Raw genomic sequence first — 17,080 nt, forward strand, 5'->3', positions numbered from 1 at the left:
TCTAGTTTTTTATAGCACCTAATCCTGCAGCTTCACTTGGGTAAAGAATTCCTTTATCTAGCTTAAACAATCCTTTAAAAGGATCTGCAATCATATCTAAATGACCATCCAAATCAGCAAATTTTATATTTTGTCTTGAAAGCGCAAAATGTAATCCTGCTGAAATACCTAATCTGCATTCATCTATACATCCTACCATGGCTTCTAAACCCGCAGATTGTGCAACCGAATTAATATGCATAGCTTCACGAATACCACCTACTTTCATTAGTTTTATGTTAACCATATCTACACGTTCGTTTTGGGCTAGGCGAAAGGTGTCTTTTAATGTTTTTATACTTTCATCTGCCATAACCGGAATTCCTGTGTTTTTGGTTACTTGGCCTAAAAGTTCGTCCATACCTTCTTTTGTAGGTTGTTCAAAAATTTCAATATCTACTTTTTTAGTGCCTTCAAAAAAGGCAATAGCTTCTTTTACGGTATAGCCTTGGTTTCCGTCAAAACGTAATTGTGTGCTCGGAAACATTTCGCGTAAGCGTATCATCTTTTCAATATCTTCTTCAACTGAAAGTCCTCCTTTTATCTTCAGAATAAAAAAACCTTCTTTTACAAAACCTTCTGCGATACGCAATGTATCTTCAATAGGTAAAATACCTAGTGTAATACTCGTTGGAATACTATGGCGATACCCTCCTAGAAACTGATACAAAGGGGTGTCTAGTTTTCGAGCAACTAAATCTAATAAAGCCATGTCTACCATTGCCAAAGCAGAGGATTTACGTTTTAAAAGCGGTTTTAGATTTTGCAATATTTTTGTACTCATGTAACTGTTTTTTCCTTTTAAAAAAGGAATAATAATATCTTTGATATCTTGTTCAACCTCTTGTGGAGATTCTCCAGTTACAACAGAATCTGGTGCTGCACAGCCATAACCAACAACATGTGTATCGGTTTCAATTTTTAAAATAAAATTTACTGCCTTCGAAATAGTTTCGTAAGCGATGGTATAAGGCTCTGAGAGCTTTAAATCTAGACGCTCGTAAGAAACGTTTGTTATTTTCATTATAATTTTGAATCTAATAATTCAACTAATTCATTTGCGCCATGTGCTAACACATCAAAAGCAGGTAAGCCTGTTTGTTTAGTAATAGCCTCGCACGCAGGTTCTATATCTTCTGCTTTCATGCCTTCATGGTTAACAGTTATGGCTAATACTTTTACGCCAGAAATAGTTTCAATTGCTTGAATTTGTTTTTTTAGTGAATGTAGTTTATAGCCCGGGAAACCATCATATTCCTTACGGGTAGGAGCGTGTTGTAAAATAACGTAATCTGGACGACCAGCTGCTAAAATTTCAAAACCTCCAGGATAAGCAGGATTCATTAAACTACCTTGACCTTCAATAACAATAACGTCTGGTTTTTCGTTTTTATAAGCACTTACTACGGCATGTTCTATCTCGCCAGAAACAAAATCGTTAATACAGCTATCCATAATCATGGTGTATTTTGCACCTTGCATCCAAGCGGTTTGTCCAGTTCCAATCATTTCGGCGCTACGGCTTGCTTTACGCAGTCCTTGTACAATTAACCAAGCTGTTGTTCTTTTTCCTATTGCAGAATCTGTACCTAAAACAGCTAGTTTTAAACAGTCTACTTTTTCAATTTCTCCAGAGAAGAAATGAAGTGTATCACGATCCGGTGTTTTGCGAACATCGCGTATGCGGCTGCCATTTTCTTTGGCTAATTTCACGAACTCAGAATCGTTAGTTAGGAAATCGTGTAACCCACTATCCACATTCCAGCCTAAGGTAAGTGCTTGTTTTATAGTTGCTTTTGCTTCCTGTGGTAATCTTCCACCATCTGGCGCAAGCCCGATAACCAAGGTTTTAGGAACGGCTCCTGTATTACGTAATTCTTTTAAAGCAGATGTTAAATCCTTAAAAATTAAAATGCCATTCTTTTTACCGTCAAGCGCTTTTCCAGCATCTTGACCTTCGTATTTGCTATCAATAACTCCAACAACCTCATAACGTTCTGTAAAACGTACAAGACCATGAGCTGTTTTTCCTTTTGGTGTATTAAATGCGCCTTCGCAATACACAAGTGCGCGTCCATCTATTTTCTTTTTCATCTTTAAATTTGTTTTAATCATTCTCTTTATAAGGAGAATTTGTTAGTTTTTTGCTGTTAAGACCGCCACAAAGCGGTCTGGTTCAAAATTTAATTTTTCATCGAGTTCTAATAACCCAATAAGTCCTGCGGTTGAAGCTGGCAATATTTTTAACCCCTCTTTTTTCAAAAGAAAAGTTGCCATCTCTTTCATTTTCTTGTCACTTACGTTAAAAGCCTCTCCTTCGGATTCTTTTAATGCAAATAAAGCTTCATCGCCGTCAAAACTATGCCAATTTATAAGCGGTTCATTGTAAATAGTTTCTTTTATAATTTTAGGATCTAAATCTTCACAGATGCTTAACCCTTTTTTAAACGAACTAACTATTGGGTTTTTATGAGTTGATGATGCGGCAATCATTTTAGGAATCCTTGATGTTTTACCACGTTTATAAAGCGTTACAAAACCTCTGTAAATTCCTGCGAATAATGTTCCATTAGAAACTGGTGCTGCGCAATATTTAGGAGCATCTCCTAGGTCTTCTACAATTTCATAGGCTATTTGTGCATAAGCGGTTATTTGTAAAGGTGTATTTGCGCCACCAGGATTAGCATCATACCAACCATACTCGAAAGCATAGTCTGTACTAGATTTTACAACATCTTCATAACTACCTTCAAGTTTAATAATTTCGGCATTAAGCATTTCCATTTCCTTAATACGTTCCGTATGGTAAGATTCTGGAATAAATACCTTGCACTTTAAACCAGCTAGGCTTGCAGCGAGCGATACGGCTACACCATAATTACCACAAGTGGCTAATGAAATAGTATCGTAATCTCTGCGTAAAGCATCATAAACTTGTGCAAATGCAATACGGTCTTTTTGTGTGCCAGTTGGGTTGTCTCCTTCATATTTAATATATAATTGACGAATATCAAACTCGCGTTCTAGAGCTTTTGCACGGTTTAACCCAGTGTCTCCAACTTCTATATTAATAATATCTTCAAAACATTCTAATCGATCTATAAGTGATTTACTTTTATCTTTAACTAAATCACTTAGTTTTCGGGTTTCCGAAGAGACCTTAATCTCTGCATTTTTTACGCCATCTCTTAATAACATAGCATTTTATCCATTTAATAGTTGTTACTCTAATTTAGATACAAAAAAATTAATATGTCATCTTTTTTTAATAAATTATTATTAAATTTTTTTAGTTGAATTTTTCTTGATTAAGTTGGGTTTTAGTACTGATATAATCTGTGTGTTTATTCAAATATTTTGCAGCAATCATCTATAATTCGCTTTTAACTAAAACCTTATCATTTTATAATTTATTAGTAGCCTAAAAAATAATAGCTTTGCAATAAATATAGCTAAGGCATACCGATTGAGTGTAGATAACGAAAATAGAGAAGAGACTCCTAAGAAAAAGAAGCGATTTAGGCCGCTACGCATTTTTGCTAAAATTATGCTTGGCATCTTGCTGTTTCTTCTACTTTTAGTTTTATTTATTCGCAGTGAATGGGGACAGGGAATTATTGTTAATAAAGCGGTTAAATATATTAGCGGCAAAACCCAAACTAAAGTAGCTATTGATAAGCTATATATCACTTTTGATGGCGATATATTATTAAAAGGGTTATATCTAGACGACAAAAAAGGCGATACTTTGGTTTATGCTAAATCGCTAGAAGCAGATATTCCTTTATTTCCTATTATTCGAGGAAACGGTATAGGTTTAGAATCACTCGATTTAAATGGGTTGCGAGCAAACGTTACCCGTAAAGACTCAATTTCTGGGTATAACTTTCAGTTTCTAATAGATGCGTTTGCAACTACAGATACCGTACAGAAAACTTCAAAAGAAAATACAAAACCATTAGAACTTATCCTAGGAGAATTAAATTTAAAAACTATTAATGTTGTTTTTAATGATGCTGTGTTAGGGATAGATAGTTATTTCGTTTTTGATGAATTGCTATTGGATATGGGTGAAACTAACCTAGAGTCGATGACTTTTAAGGCCAACGAAATCGCACTTAAAAATGCGAAGATAAAATACCATCAATCTCCTGTAGTAGAAGTTCCAAATACAGAACCTACAACCATGCCTATTTTAGCATTGGATAAGTTCACTTTAGAAAACACATATGTAGATTATCAGTCTTTTGGTGATGGTATGTCTGCAAGTTTGGATATTGCAGATTTAGAATTGCGTATACCATTGGCAAATCTTGTAGATAGCGATATCAATATTTCTTTATTTAGTTTACAGGATTCAAAAATTCTATTTCGTACAAAAGCAGTAAATGCAGTTAGTACAAGTAATGCTGAAGAAATAGTTAAGGAGACCAAACCCTTTGAATGGCCAAGCATAGCTTTTAATATAGACGCTCTAAATATTGAAAGAAATAAGATTCAGTATTTTGTTGGAGATGCTCAAGCTGAAAAAGGTGTTTTTAATCCTAACGCCATTGTTTTGGAGTCTTTTACTTTAAAAGGAAATAATATTTTTATTAAAGATAAAGAAGCTGCAGCAACAATAACTGAAACTAATTTTAACGAATTTTCAGGTTTCAACTTAAAGAACATAGGAGTAGCTGTTAAGATTACAGATACAGAACTTTTGGTTAAAGATTTGATTTTGGATACTTATAATAGTAGTGTTAACGGAAATGCTTCTTTTAGTTATCCATCGGTATCTCAATTAATTGCTGCACCTGATACTTCAAAAATTGATATCAATATTTCAACCTTTCAATTTGATGTTAATGAGGTTTTTACCTTTCAGCCTCAATTAAAAGAAAATGAATATTTAAAGAAACTCAGTAAAAAGGTCCTTATCGGAAACCTTAATGCTTCAGGATATCTTTCCAATATTTCAATTCCTAGTGCAAATGTTACTTGGGGAAAAGGAACTGCAATTTCGGCTAAAGGGACTATTAAAAATGCGACAGATCTAGCAGAAATGGAATTTAATTTTCCGAAGTTATTCGCAAAAACATCTAAAGCAGATATTTTACAATTTGTAAATGAAAAGGAATTGGGTATTTCTTTACCTAAAAATGTGGAGTTATTAGCTGAGGTAAAAGGTTCTCCATCCAATATGTTTGCGAATGCCAAGTTAAAAACCACACATGGCGTTGCAACCGTAAAAGGAACATTTAAAAATAACGAACGTATTGCTTTTAATGCCGTATTAGGTATAGATAATTACGCAATGGGGCAACTTTTACAAAATGAGCAGTTGGGTAATTTAAGTCTAAGTATTAATGCTAAAGGCGCAGGGAGATCTACTAATGAATTAGATGCGGTTGTAGATGCTACTATTAGCTCTTTTGCTTTTAATAATTACGAGATTAAGGATTTAAAACTAAATGGAATTTTAAGCAATGGTAACGGGACAATAACATCGAACTACAAAGATGAAAATATAAACGGAAGTATAGAAGCGTCTGTAGTATTGGATTCTATTGCAACGGAGGCCAATGTAAAACTCAACCTTATTGGTGCCGATTTACAAGCTTTAGGATTAATGCAAAGAGATGTTAGAACAGCGCTGATTTTATCGGCTAATTTTAAAAAGAATAGAGATGGCTATAATGCTTCTGCATTGTTAGAAAATGGACGAGTAGTTTATGATAATAAAACATATTTAGTAGGCGATTTAAATGCCAAAGCTCGTGTGCGTAAAGATTTTACTGCGTTTTCAGTAAAAAATAGAATTGTAGATTTTGAATTGGAATCTAATACAGATCCAGAAACGTTTTCTACTGCTTTGCAAAATCACGTATCTAGCTATTTTTATAGAGATACCATTATAAAGGATACGGTTAAAAATGCTGTAAAATTAAAAATAAGAGGTACCATAAGTGAAGCGCCTTTGCTAAAAGAAGTGTTTTTAGTAAATATTGAGGAACTAGATACGGTTAATATTGCTGTAGATTTTGATGAGAATTTGAGAAAATTACAAGCAAATATTACGGCACCATTAATTAACTATAGTGGAAATAAAATAGATAGTCTTAGTTTTTCTATGGATACGGATAAAGATAAATTTATTTTCAACTTTGGTTTTAAAAATATTAAAGCTGGGCCTGTGGATATTCAGCGGACTTTAATTACAGGGAATCAAGTAAATAACGAGTTGGATTTGGGTTTTGAGGCATTTCAAAATGATTCAACCTTAATACAAATAAAATCTCAGATTACTGGGAATAGGGAGCGTTTAAGATTTCATATAATACCTGAAGATTTAGTCATTCAGAAAAAACAATGGAACACACCTGAAACTAACGAAATTATTTTTAATAAGCTTAATGATGACTATTCTTTAGATTTCAATGATTTTAATTTCAGCAGAAATACACAATCTGTTTCTTTTAAAGATGATATAGCTTCTATTTCAAAAGAACATATTGCAGTAAATTTTCAGGATTTTAAACTTAGCGAATTTTTAAACTATTTAAATCCAGAGGAAAAGTTTGCAAAGGGGAAACTCTCGGGTAATTTTGTTGTAGAAGATCCTTTTGGAGCAACTGGTATAATTGCCGATCTTACCATCGAGCAATTAAACTTACTTGATGTTGAAATGGGAACACTAACGTTAGATGCCAAATCTCTTGGTGGCTCGGCATATAATTTTAATGCAGCTATTAAAGGCGCAGAAGTAGATCTTGATTTAATTGGAGATTACAAAGCTAGCAAAGAAGATGCAGAACTTAATTTAGATCTTGCACTTAATAGAATAAATATGAAAGCGCTTGAAGGGTTTTCTTTAGGAGAACTGACAAAGACAAGCGGAACATTACGAGGGGATTTTAATGTAGAAGGTACACTTACAGCTCCTAAATACGATGGCGAAATTACATTTGATAATGCTGCTTTAACAGTTAAAAAGCTGAATGCTCCTTTTAAATTAATCAATGAGTCTATTGTTATCAATAATGAAGGTTTGCGTATGGATACTTTTACGGTGCGCGATGCTAAGAACAATACCTTTATGGTTAATGGGGAAGTGGGAACAGAGCGTTTTTTAAATCCTACTTTTAATTTGGAGGTTAAAGCAGATAATTTTCAGATGCTAAATGCTAGCAAGAAAGACAATGAGTTAGTTTATGGGCAAGCTACTATTAATGCTGATATTACAATAAAAGGAGATTTGCAAATTCCAAAAGTAAATGTAACGGCTTCTATTGATGAAAATACGGATATAACATATGTTCTGCCGTCAACAGCCGTAAATCTAGAAAGTAGGGAAGGTGTTGTAATTTTTGTAAATCGTAAAATTCCTGATGCGATATTAACGCGAACGCAAGAGGAAACAGCTACAGTATCAGGTTTTGATATTGCGGCAAAAATTAAAGTAGGGAAGAATGCAAAAGTCAATATTATAATTGATGAAAATACAGGAGATAACTTTCAAGTGTATGGTGATGGTGATTTTGATTTTAGAATTAATCCTAACGGAAACATGACCCTTTCGGGAATTTATACCGCTGCTGGAGGTCATTACGAAATGAATCTTTATAATCTAGTAAACCGAAAATTTGAATTGGTATCGGGTAGTAAAGTAACTTGGTCTGGAGATCCTTTTGATGCTGATCTAGATGTAAAAGCATTGTATAATGTAGATGCATCGGCATCGTCTTTAATGGCTTCGGTGACTTCTGGATCCGATCCTAGCGTGAGTGAGCGTTTTAAACAAGTTTTACCTTTTGAAGTCTATTTAAATATAGATGGAGAATTAACAGCCCCCGTGATTAATTTTAATTTGGATATGCCGGAAGATGAACAGGGCGCTATAAGTGGGTTAGTTTATGGCAAAGTGCAAGAATTAAACAGCGATGAAGCAGAACTTAATAAACAAATTTTCTCTTTATTAGTGCTTAATAGATTTTATCCTGAAGCAGGAAGTGATGGTAGTAATGGTGGTGTTGCCAGCATAGCACGTGATAATATTAATGATGCCTTGGCAGACCAACTTAATGTGTTTAGTGATAAACTATTAGGTGATACAGGTTTGGAATTGGATTTTGGGTTAGATAGTTATACAGATTATCAAGGTGATAGCCCGGAAGAACGAACTCAATTAGATATTGCCGCACAAAAAAAGCTGTTTGATGATAGGTTAATTGTAAGAGTAGGAAGTGCTGTAGATTTGGAAGGCAGTAGTTCTTCTTCAGAAACAACACCTCTTGTTGGAAATGTGAGTTTAGAATATTTATTGACAGAAAATGGTCGCTATCGTTTAAAAGGTTTCCGAAGAAATGAATATGAGAATGTTATTGATGGGCAGACTATTGTTAGTGGTATTGCGTTAATATTTACACAAGAATTTAATCAGTTTAAGGATCTTTGGGATGATATGCTACGGTCAAAATCTAAGAAGGAAGAGGCTAAGAAGTTGAAAGAAAAAGAGGCTGAGGAGAAATTAAATAACGCATTGGGAGATACGATTAAAGAAACTCCAACACCAGAAAATAACAAAACCATTAAAGAATAACTATTGGCCAATTTAAAAACCATATACAGCAGTATTTTTTGCTCAGTTCTATTTTTGCTGATACAAGCATGTAGTGTTAAAAAATATATACCTAAAGACGAATTTTTATTTGATGGATACGAGGTTACAGTTACAGATGATAATGATTCTCTTCCCGTTAAAAATAAACCTGAATTAAAAGTAGCCTTGGAAGATGTGCTATTGCCAGAAGCTAATAGTAAATTTTTAGGAATGTATCCAGGGCTTTTTTATTATTATAAAGTACAAGATTCCATTCCAGGCTTTTTTAATAAATTTATGTATAAGCAGGTAGGTGAAAAACCAATTTACAAAAGCGATATAGAGAAATATGAGATTGAAGAATTATTGCAAAACAGATTAAATAATCGTGGGTTTTTCTATAGTAAAACAGACTCGAAATTTATAGATAACGAGAAGCATAGAACAGCGAAAGTAGACTATAGCGTTACCGTAAAGCAATCTTACGAAATGGAAACTTATCAAATAGATTCATTACCATCTCCACTTCAAAATGAAATAAAAACAATAGTAGGGACTAGCAAATTTGAAAAAGGTATGCGTTTTAATCTAGCTGGTATGAAGCTAGAAAGAGAACGCATTGATGAGGAACTCAAAAAGAGGGGGTATTATAATTTTAATCCTAGTTTTTTGATTTTCGAAGCCGATACTAGTCAGTATAAAAATAAGCGTTTTGATTTGTTTTTAACGCTTAAAAAGGATGTGCCTAAAAAAGCAATAGTGCCGTATATGGTTACAAAGATAAATGTTTATACTAATTACGATTTACAACAAGATAGCCTGCAATTAGAGACTGTAGTGTTCAATAATAAAAATTATATAAGTGATGAGTTGTTTTTTAAACCAAAATATTTAGATCCTTTTATTACAATAAAAGCAGATGCGCTTTACGATCCTGTGGCTTCAAAAAATACAGCAAGACGACTTGCAACAATTGGTTCGTACAAATTTATTAATATTCAATATAAAGAAATAGATAATACGGAGCAAGATAGTATAGGTAAATTAGAAGCTAGTATATATTTATCTCCATTGAATAAGCGTGCAGCTAGAGCGGAGTTACAGGCAGTAACAAAATCGAATAATTTTGCGGGACCAGCTTTAGGACTCACTTTTACAAACAGAAATCTATATCAAGGAGGAGAAACACTTAATATTACAGCAAAAACGGGTTATGAAACTCAAATTTCGGGAGGTAACCAAAGCGGGTTAACAAGTCTTGAATTAGGCTTGGGAGCAGAACTATTTTTTCCTAGAGTTCTTTTTCCTATTAAAATTAATACTAACTTTTTTAAATATGAAATTCCAAAAACAAAAATGGGACTTTCTATTGATTATCTAAGTCGAAGCCAGTTATATACCTTGCTATCTGGCACGGCAACTTTTGGTTATGTTTGGGATGCAAATCGTTATGTAACACACAAGATTAATCCTATATCGGTAAATTATACAAGGCTTTCAAATACAACAGAGGAGTTTGAAACGATTTTAGATGAAAACACTTTTTTACAGAGTAGTTTTGAGCAGCAGTTCATTTCTGGTTTAACATATTCTTTTACCTATAACGAAATGGTGGATGCTAATAAAAAGCATCAGTTTTATTTGAATGCACTTTTAGATGTTGCAGGGAACTCGCTTAGCTTATTCGGAAAAGAAGAAACACCGGGAGAACCTAAAACTTTTTTAAATGCTGAATATGCGCAATACGCCAAAGCGGATGTTGATATGCGGTATCACTTTAATTTTGGGAAAGACCAAAAAATTGCAGCGAGACTTTTTGCAGGTTATGGTTATGCCTATGGGAATAGCGATGTATTGCCGTTTACTAAACAATACTACTCTGGAGGGCCTTACAGTGTGCGAGCATTTAATAGTCGGTCTTTAGGGCCAGGAACATTTGATGGAACTTTAACCGATAGTGATTCTTATTTTGACCAGTCGGGAAATATTAGGCTTGAAGTAAATGCAGAATATAGGTTTCCTGTTTTTGGGTTTGTAAAAGGAGCTGTCTTTGTCGATGCAGGAAATGTATGGAACTCTGTAGATAATCCAGATATTGATAACGATACATTTTCTAGTAGTTTTTTAAGCGAACTAGGTATGGGCGCGGGAGTAGGAATGCGTATTGATGTGCAAGGTTTTGTAATAAGACTAGATTTGGCTACACCATTCCACGATCCTTCATTACCAGAAGGTGAACGATTAGATTTTAATACAGATGCATCTGTACTTAACTTTGCTATTGGATATCCTTTTTAATTTAAAAAGAGACTTATGCGCTTCGTATATTTTGCATTAGCTTTTCTATTCATAAAAAGCAGAAATTTCATCTAAATCTTTTCTTTTTAAATCGGGTACGTAGGTTGGAAACTTTGGGTAGCCTACCGGAAGTAATAAAAAAGCTCTTTCATTACTTGGTCTGTTAAGGAGCTTTGATAAAAAATTCATTGGGCTAGGTGTGTGCGTTAAAGTTACTAAACCTGCATTATGAATAGCCGAAATTAACATTCCGCAGGCTATACCTACAGATTCACTTACATAGTAATTGTTGTTTTTTTCTCCGTTTTCATCTAATTCATAAGCCTTTTTAAACGCAACAATTAACCAAGGAGCTGTCTCTAAAAAAGGTTTGTTCATATCTGTAGCTAGAGGTGCTAAATCTTTTTTCCAACGTTCGCTCATTCTACTTGTATAACTTTCTTGTTCTTCAATTTCGGCTGCTTTTCGAATTTTGGTTTTTAACAATGGGTTAGAAATAGCGCAAAATGTCCAGGGTTGTTTGTGAGCTCCAGATGGCGCTGTAGATGCGCTTTTAATAAGGTTTTCAATAACTTGTTTAGGAACAGGTGTGTCTGAAAAATCTCTTATGGATCTTCTTTTATCTAACCAGTTATAGAATGTTTTACTTTTTTCAGTTAATTCAATCTCTGAAAATATTTCTGACTCAAAAGAAATGTGCTTATATCCATTAAGCATTATATGATTTGGTGATTTCATTGTGTTGTTTTAAGTCGAATTTGCATTATGGTTAATTAATAAAAATCCGAAGAAATTTGTTCCTGTTTTTAATAAAAACACAAGTTAAGAAATAAAATAGGACTCAAAAGTTTACTTTAAGATTAATTATTACAGTTTATATTTACTTTGATGAAAATTTTGCTTTTTTGCGGATTTACTTGCTTAGATGCTAGGAAGAAGGCTTTTGTTCACTTATAAAATTAAGGTTATAAAAATATTCATGTAAAACATGATAATAGTTAGATTTTGGGTTATAAAAATTAGTTATTTTTAACACTTAAAATCTCATAATATTGAAACTTCCAAATACAACAATTGTTATTTTATTTATGGTGTTTGCTCTTTTTTCTTGCAAAGAAAAATCTAAGTATGTGCCTACTTCTAACAAAACTGATAATGTTTTTGCTTCCACAGAACAAATTCCAGATAATCATTTTTTAGGAGATCAAACCTGCAAGGAATGTCATGCAGATCAATTTAAATTATGGCAAGGGTCCGATCATGATAAAGCCATGCAAGAGGTTTCCGATTCTAGTATTTTGGCCGATTTTAATAATGTGAAATTTACAAGTCAAGGGGTAACTTCTCACTTTTATAAAAAAGGAGACGATTTTTATGTGAATACCGAAGGGCCAGAGGGCACTTATGAAGATTATAAAATTGTGTACACCTTCGGAATAAAACCTTTACAGCAATATATTGTGCAATTTCCAAACGGACATTATCAATGTTTAAGAACGGCTTGGGATACTGAAAAAGGTAAATGGTTTGATTTATATCCCGATTTTAAAGTGGTACATTCAGAATGGTTGCATTGGTCTAGAGGTGGTTTAAATTGGAATACTATGTGTTCAGACTGTCATTCCACAAATGTTAGAAAAAATTATGATTTTGAATCTGATAGTTATGATACCAAATATGCCATTATTAATGTAAGTTGTGAAGCTTGTCATGGGCCAGGTAAAACGCATGTAGAGCAAGCTAATTTAAAAGGAAAAGACTATAAGTTTTCGGGAGATTTAAAAATGACTGTTGGAACAGATTCACAAGATTTGGTAGATCAATGTGCGAGGTGCCACATGAGACGAGAACAAATTTCTGATTATTTTAATTTTGAAGGTACTATGTTGGATCATTATTTTCCTGAGTTGATTAATTTAAATACCTATCATCCCGACGGACAAATTTTAGATGAGGATTATGTGTATGGCTCTTTTGTGCAAAGTAAAATGTATCATAATGGGGTTACTTGTATTAATTGTCACGATTCACATTCATACAAGCTTAAGTTTGAAGGTAACTTATTATGTGCGCAATGTCACGTTCCTGATACATATGATACGCCTGAACATCATTTTCACGATAAAAATACAGAAGGCGCTCAGTGTATTAATTGCCACATGACGGGTAAATATTATATGGGAAATGATTTTAGAAGAGATCATAGTTTTAGAATTCCAAGACCAGATTTAAGTATAAAATATGGAACACCAAATGCTTGTATCCAATGTCACCAGGATAAAGATAATGAGTGGGCGTGGGAAAATTTTAAAAAACAGTATGGTGAGCCAGATTATAAACATTTCTCCGAGCTTCTAGCGCCTGGCTTATTGGGCGATGAAAATGGGTTAAATAACCTGTTGGAATTAGCTAAAGATTCTGTATATCCAGATATGGCGAGAGCTTCTGCTGTTAGCGGACTTAGAAATTATTATGATGCCGATGCGGTTAATGATCTTATTAGTTTTTTAGATGATGATTCACCATTAGTAAGAGCAGCTACTTTAGATGTTATTAGTAATATGAACTCTAATGATTACGTAAGTTACTTGCTTCCTATGTTAAAGGATGAAAAACGATCTGTAAGAGTTAAAGCTTTTTTTGCGTTGGGTTATTTGGATGAAATTCAAATACCTGAAGATTATAAAGCGGTTTTTAAGAAAGTGAAAAAAGAATTTGAAACGCAATTAAATATGACCTCAGATTTTGTGGGAGGACGAATAAAAAAAGGTGATTATTATTTAAAGAAAGGCGATTTAAAAGCAGGAATTAAATGTTATGAAAGTGCTTTAGAAATTGATTATATTAATAATATTATAAGAACAAATCTTGCTAATTTATACTATAGAGATGGTGACTTTATAAAAACGGAAGTGGCTTATAAAAAAGTTATTGAATTAGAACCAGAATATGCCCAAACCTATTATTCATATTCACTTTTATTAGCTGAATTAAATAGAATAGATGAAGCAATAAAACAAATGCACCTTGCTATTAAATTTGGACCAGAAAATATTAGGTTTTACTATAATTTAAGTCTGCTTTATGATAAAACGAATAATTTAAAACAGGCAGAAATAATAGCTGCTAAAGGTTTAAAGCTTGATTCTAATAATGAGAGCTTATTGTATGTGTTAGCTTATATATATAACAAAGGACATCAAAAAGATAAAGCTAAAAATATAGCTTCTAAGTTAGTGCAACTATATCCTAATAATAATCAATATACAAGCTTTTTTAATCAGCTAAATAATTCTAACTAAAATATAGAAGTTGTTTTTTACCTCTTCTAAAAGATAGGTTCTGTCTCTGTTTTTTGAAACGGATAATGATGTGTATTTAAAGGTTTTGTGAGCTTTTAATAATAAAGTATAAAAGGTTTTAAGTTTTTATAATTTAAATTATTTGTTAACTTTTTAGTGTTTATAACTTTTTAAATGCTTTAAAATGAATTTATTATGTTTTTTTACTGAAAACTTCATGATATTTATCATCTTTTAAGTTGTTGTTTTTGAAGATATTTATTTTTTCAAAAATCAATTTAAATCTTCTTCAATATAATGAAATCCAAAACTGTACTCACTCCTCAAAAAACATATTCCAGAGATGAGGCTTTAAAAGCTGCTCTTAACTATTTTAAAGGCGATGAATTAGCTGCTAGTGTATGGCTAAATAAATATGCATTAAAAGATTCCGCCGATAATATTTATGAAAGTACTCCTAATGAAATGCATAAACGAATTGCTTCGGAAATTGCAAGAGTAGAGCAGAAATATGAAAACCCATTAACCGAATCGGAAATATTTGAAGTCATTAAGAATTTCAAATATATAGTACCACAAGGAAGCCCAATGGCAGGAATTGGAAATCCTTTTCAAATTGCATCTTTGTCTAATTGTTTTGTAATAGGTAACAATGGTGAGTCGGATTCTTATGGAGGAATCATGAAAATAGACCAAGAGCAAGTCCAGTTAATGAAACGGAGAGGTGGTGTTGGTCACGATTTATCTCATATTCGCCCGAAGGGTTCTCCTGTAAAAAATTCAGCATTAACATCAACAGGAATTGTTCCTTTTATGGAACGGTATTCAAATTCTACAAGAGAAGTTGCGCAAGATGGAAGAAGAGGAGCCTTGATGTTGTCGGTTTCTATAAATCACCCAGATGCAGAAGATTTTATTAATGCAAAACTAGAACAAGGAAAGGTTACAGGTGCAAATGTTTCGGTTAGAATTGATGATGCGTTTATGAAAGCTGTAAAAGCCAATGAAAGCTACATACAAAAATATCCAACATTTAGTGAAAACCCTATTTATACAAAAGAAATTGAGGCCACAAAAATATGGAAGAAGATTGTGCATAATGCATGGAAATCTGCCGAACCAGGGATTTTATTTTGGGATACTATTATCAACGAATCTGTGCCAGATTGTTATGCCGATTTAGGGTATAAAACAGTTTCTACAAATCCTTGTGGTGAGATTCCTTTATGTCCATATGATTCTTGTAGATTATTGGCTATAAATTTGTTTTCTTATGTTGAAAACCCATTTACTAAAAAAGCGATTTTTAACTTTAAATTATTCAAAAAACATATTGTTATTGCTCAAAGAATGATGGACGATATCATTGATTTAGAGTTAGAGAAAATTGATGGAATTTTAGCTAAAATTAATGGCGATCCTGAACAGGATGATGTAAAATTAACCGAGAAAAATTTATGGTTAAATATTAGAAAAAAAGCTTACGAAGGTAGAAGAACTGGAATAGGCATCACTGCAGAAGGAGATATGTTAGCAGCTTTAGGAATTCGATATGGAAGTGAAGAAGGAAATAGTTTTTCTACGGAAGTACATAAAGTATTAGGAGTGGAAACCTATAGAGCATCTGTAAACTTAGCTAAAGAAAGAGGCGCGTTTTCTATTTTTGATGCAGACAGAGAAAAGGATAATCCATTTATTTTAAGAATAAAAGAAGCGGATAGTAAATTGTACTATGATATGTTAGAGCATGGACGTAGAAATATTGCTTTGCTAACCATTGCACCTACAGGTACCACTAGTTTAATGACGCAAACTTCATCTGGAATAGAGCCTGTATTCATGCCTGTTTATAAGCGTAGAAAAAAGGTGAATCCAAACGATAAAAATGCGCGTATTGATTTTGTAGATGAGGTAGGCGATTCTTGGGAAGAATATATTGTTTTTCATCATCGTTTTAAACAATGGATGGAAGTAAATAATATAGATTCTTCACAGAATTTCACACAAGAGGAGTTAAATGAATTGGTAAAACAATCTCCATATTATAAAGCAACCTCTAATGATATTGATTGGGATAGTAAAGTAAGAATGCAAGGCGCTATCCAGAAATGGGTAGATCATTCTATTAGTGTTACCGTTAATTTACCTAATGATGTTACAGAAGAATTAGTTGGAGAATTATATTTAAAAGCGTGGGAAGTTGGTTGTAAGGGAGTTACTGTTTATAGAGATGGTTCGCGTTCTGGAGTATTAATTTCTGCGGAAGAGAATAAGGATGGTAAAACAAAAGAAAATAATTTTTCGAAAAAGCGCCCGCAAACTTTAGAAGCAGATGTGGTTCGTTTTCAAAATCAAAAAGAAAAATGGATTGCTTTTGTTGGTTTGGTTGATAATAGACCTTACGAGATTTTTACGGGTTTAACAGATGATGACGATGGAATTTTAATTCCGCGTTGGGTAGATAAAGGACTTATTATTAAAAATAGAAACGAAAATGGATCCTCTCGTTACGATTTTCAATATGAAAATAAAAGAGGTTATAAAACAACTATAGAAGGCCTATCTCATAAGTTTAATCCGGAATTTTGGAATTATGCTAAGCTAATTTCGGGAACTTTACGACATGGTATGCCAATTGATAAAATTGTAGAACTTATCCAAAGTTTACAATTAGATTCGGAATCTATTAATACATGGAAAAACGGAGTGCAACGTGCATTAAAACGTTATGTTGAAGATGGTACAAAAGCCAAAGGACAAACTTGCGAAAACTGTAATTCCACCGATTTAATTTACCAAGAAGGATGTTTAACATGTCAGGAATGTGGATCTTCTAAATGTGGATAAACTTAAAAAA

8 protein-coding genes are annotated in these 17,080 nt (G+C 33.0%); 4 read left to right on the top strand and 4 right to left on the bottom strand.

All coding sequences use genetic code 11. The features are described from left to right. Nucleotide 1: 1 nt before the first annotated feature. The 3 genes from M4I23_RS18000 to M4I23_RS18010 are packed head-to-tail and all read right to left on the bottom strand — an operon-like array spanning nt 2 to nt 3,237. The gene (locus M4I23_RS18000) at nt 2–1,063 is read right to left on the bottom strand and encodes a mandelate racemase/muconate lactonizing enzyme family protein (RefSeq protein ID WP_158851070.1); all 1,062 of its coding nucleotides are present in this window, start codon (nt 1,061–1,063) and stop codon (nt 2–4) included. After that, complete coding sequence (locus M4I23_RS18005) at nt 1,063–2,133, bottom strand: DUF1611 domain-containing protein (RefSeq protein WP_249755314.1); 1,071 nt, start codon at nt 2,131–2,133, stop codon at nt 1,063–1,065. Before M4I23_RS18005 ends, M4I23_RS18000 begins: the two co-directional genes overlap by 1 nt. 42 nt (nt 2,134–2,175) lie before the next feature. Continuing rightward, nucleotides 2,176–3,237, bottom strand: coding sequence for a pyridoxal-phosphate dependent enzyme (locus M4I23_RS18010; RefSeq protein ID WP_158851066.1), 1,062 nt, complete (start codon nt 3,235–3,237; stop codon nt 2,176–2,178). Nucleotides 3,238–3,505: 268 nt separating this feature from the next. On the opposite strand from M4I23_RS18010, the gene M4I23_RS18015 reads away from it, so the two are divergent. Further along, nucleotides 3,506–8,623 carry a translocation/assembly module TamB domain-containing protein gene (locus M4I23_RS18015; RefSeq protein ID WP_249755315.1) on the top strand — a complete coding sequence of 1,706 codons (5,118 nt, stop codon included), beginning with the start codon at nt 3,506–3,508 and terminating at the stop codon, nt 8,621–8,623. 54 nt (nt 8,624–8,677) lie between these two features. Further along, nucleotides 8,678–10,921, top strand: a complete 2,244-nt coding sequence (locus M4I23_RS18020; protein ID WP_306799998.1) for a BamA/TamA family outer membrane protein — start codon at nt 8,678–8,680, stop codon at nt 10,919–10,921. 45 nt (nt 10,922–10,966) lie between these two features. Here the strand turns inward: M4I23_RS18020 and M4I23_RS18025 are convergent, their stop codons facing one another. Continuing rightward, a complete protein-coding gene (locus M4I23_RS18025; RefSeq protein WP_158851064.1) occupies nt 10,967–11,659 on the bottom strand; it encodes a nitroreductase family protein in 693 nt (230 codons plus the stop codon). A gap of 314 nt (nt 11,660–11,973) precedes the next feature. On the opposite strand from M4I23_RS18025, the gene M4I23_RS18030 reads away from it, so the two are divergent. Together M4I23_RS18030 and M4I23_RS18035 are read left to right on the top strand one after the other, a co-directional pair. Beyond that, nucleotides 11,974–14,223: a multiheme c-type cytochrome gene (locus M4I23_RS18030; RefSeq protein ID WP_249755316.1), complete on the top strand. Its 2,250-nt coding sequence runs from the start codon at nt 11,974–11,976 to the stop codon at nt 14,221–14,223. A 297-nt stretch (nt 14,224–14,520) separates the two neighbouring features. Further along, nucleotides 14,521–17,070, top strand: coding sequence for an adenosylcobalamin-dependent ribonucleoside-diphosphate reductase (locus tag M4I23_RS18035; RefSeq protein WP_249755317.1), 2,550 nt, complete (start codon nt 14,521–14,523; stop codon nt 17,068–17,070). Nucleotides 17,071–17,080: the final 10 nt, after the last annotated feature.

This window comes from Algibacter sp. L4_22 (assembly GCF_023473045.1).
In the GTDB taxonomy this organism is placed as follows: domain Bacteria; phylum Bacteroidota; class Bacteroidia; order Flavobacteriales; family Flavobacteriaceae; genus Algibacter.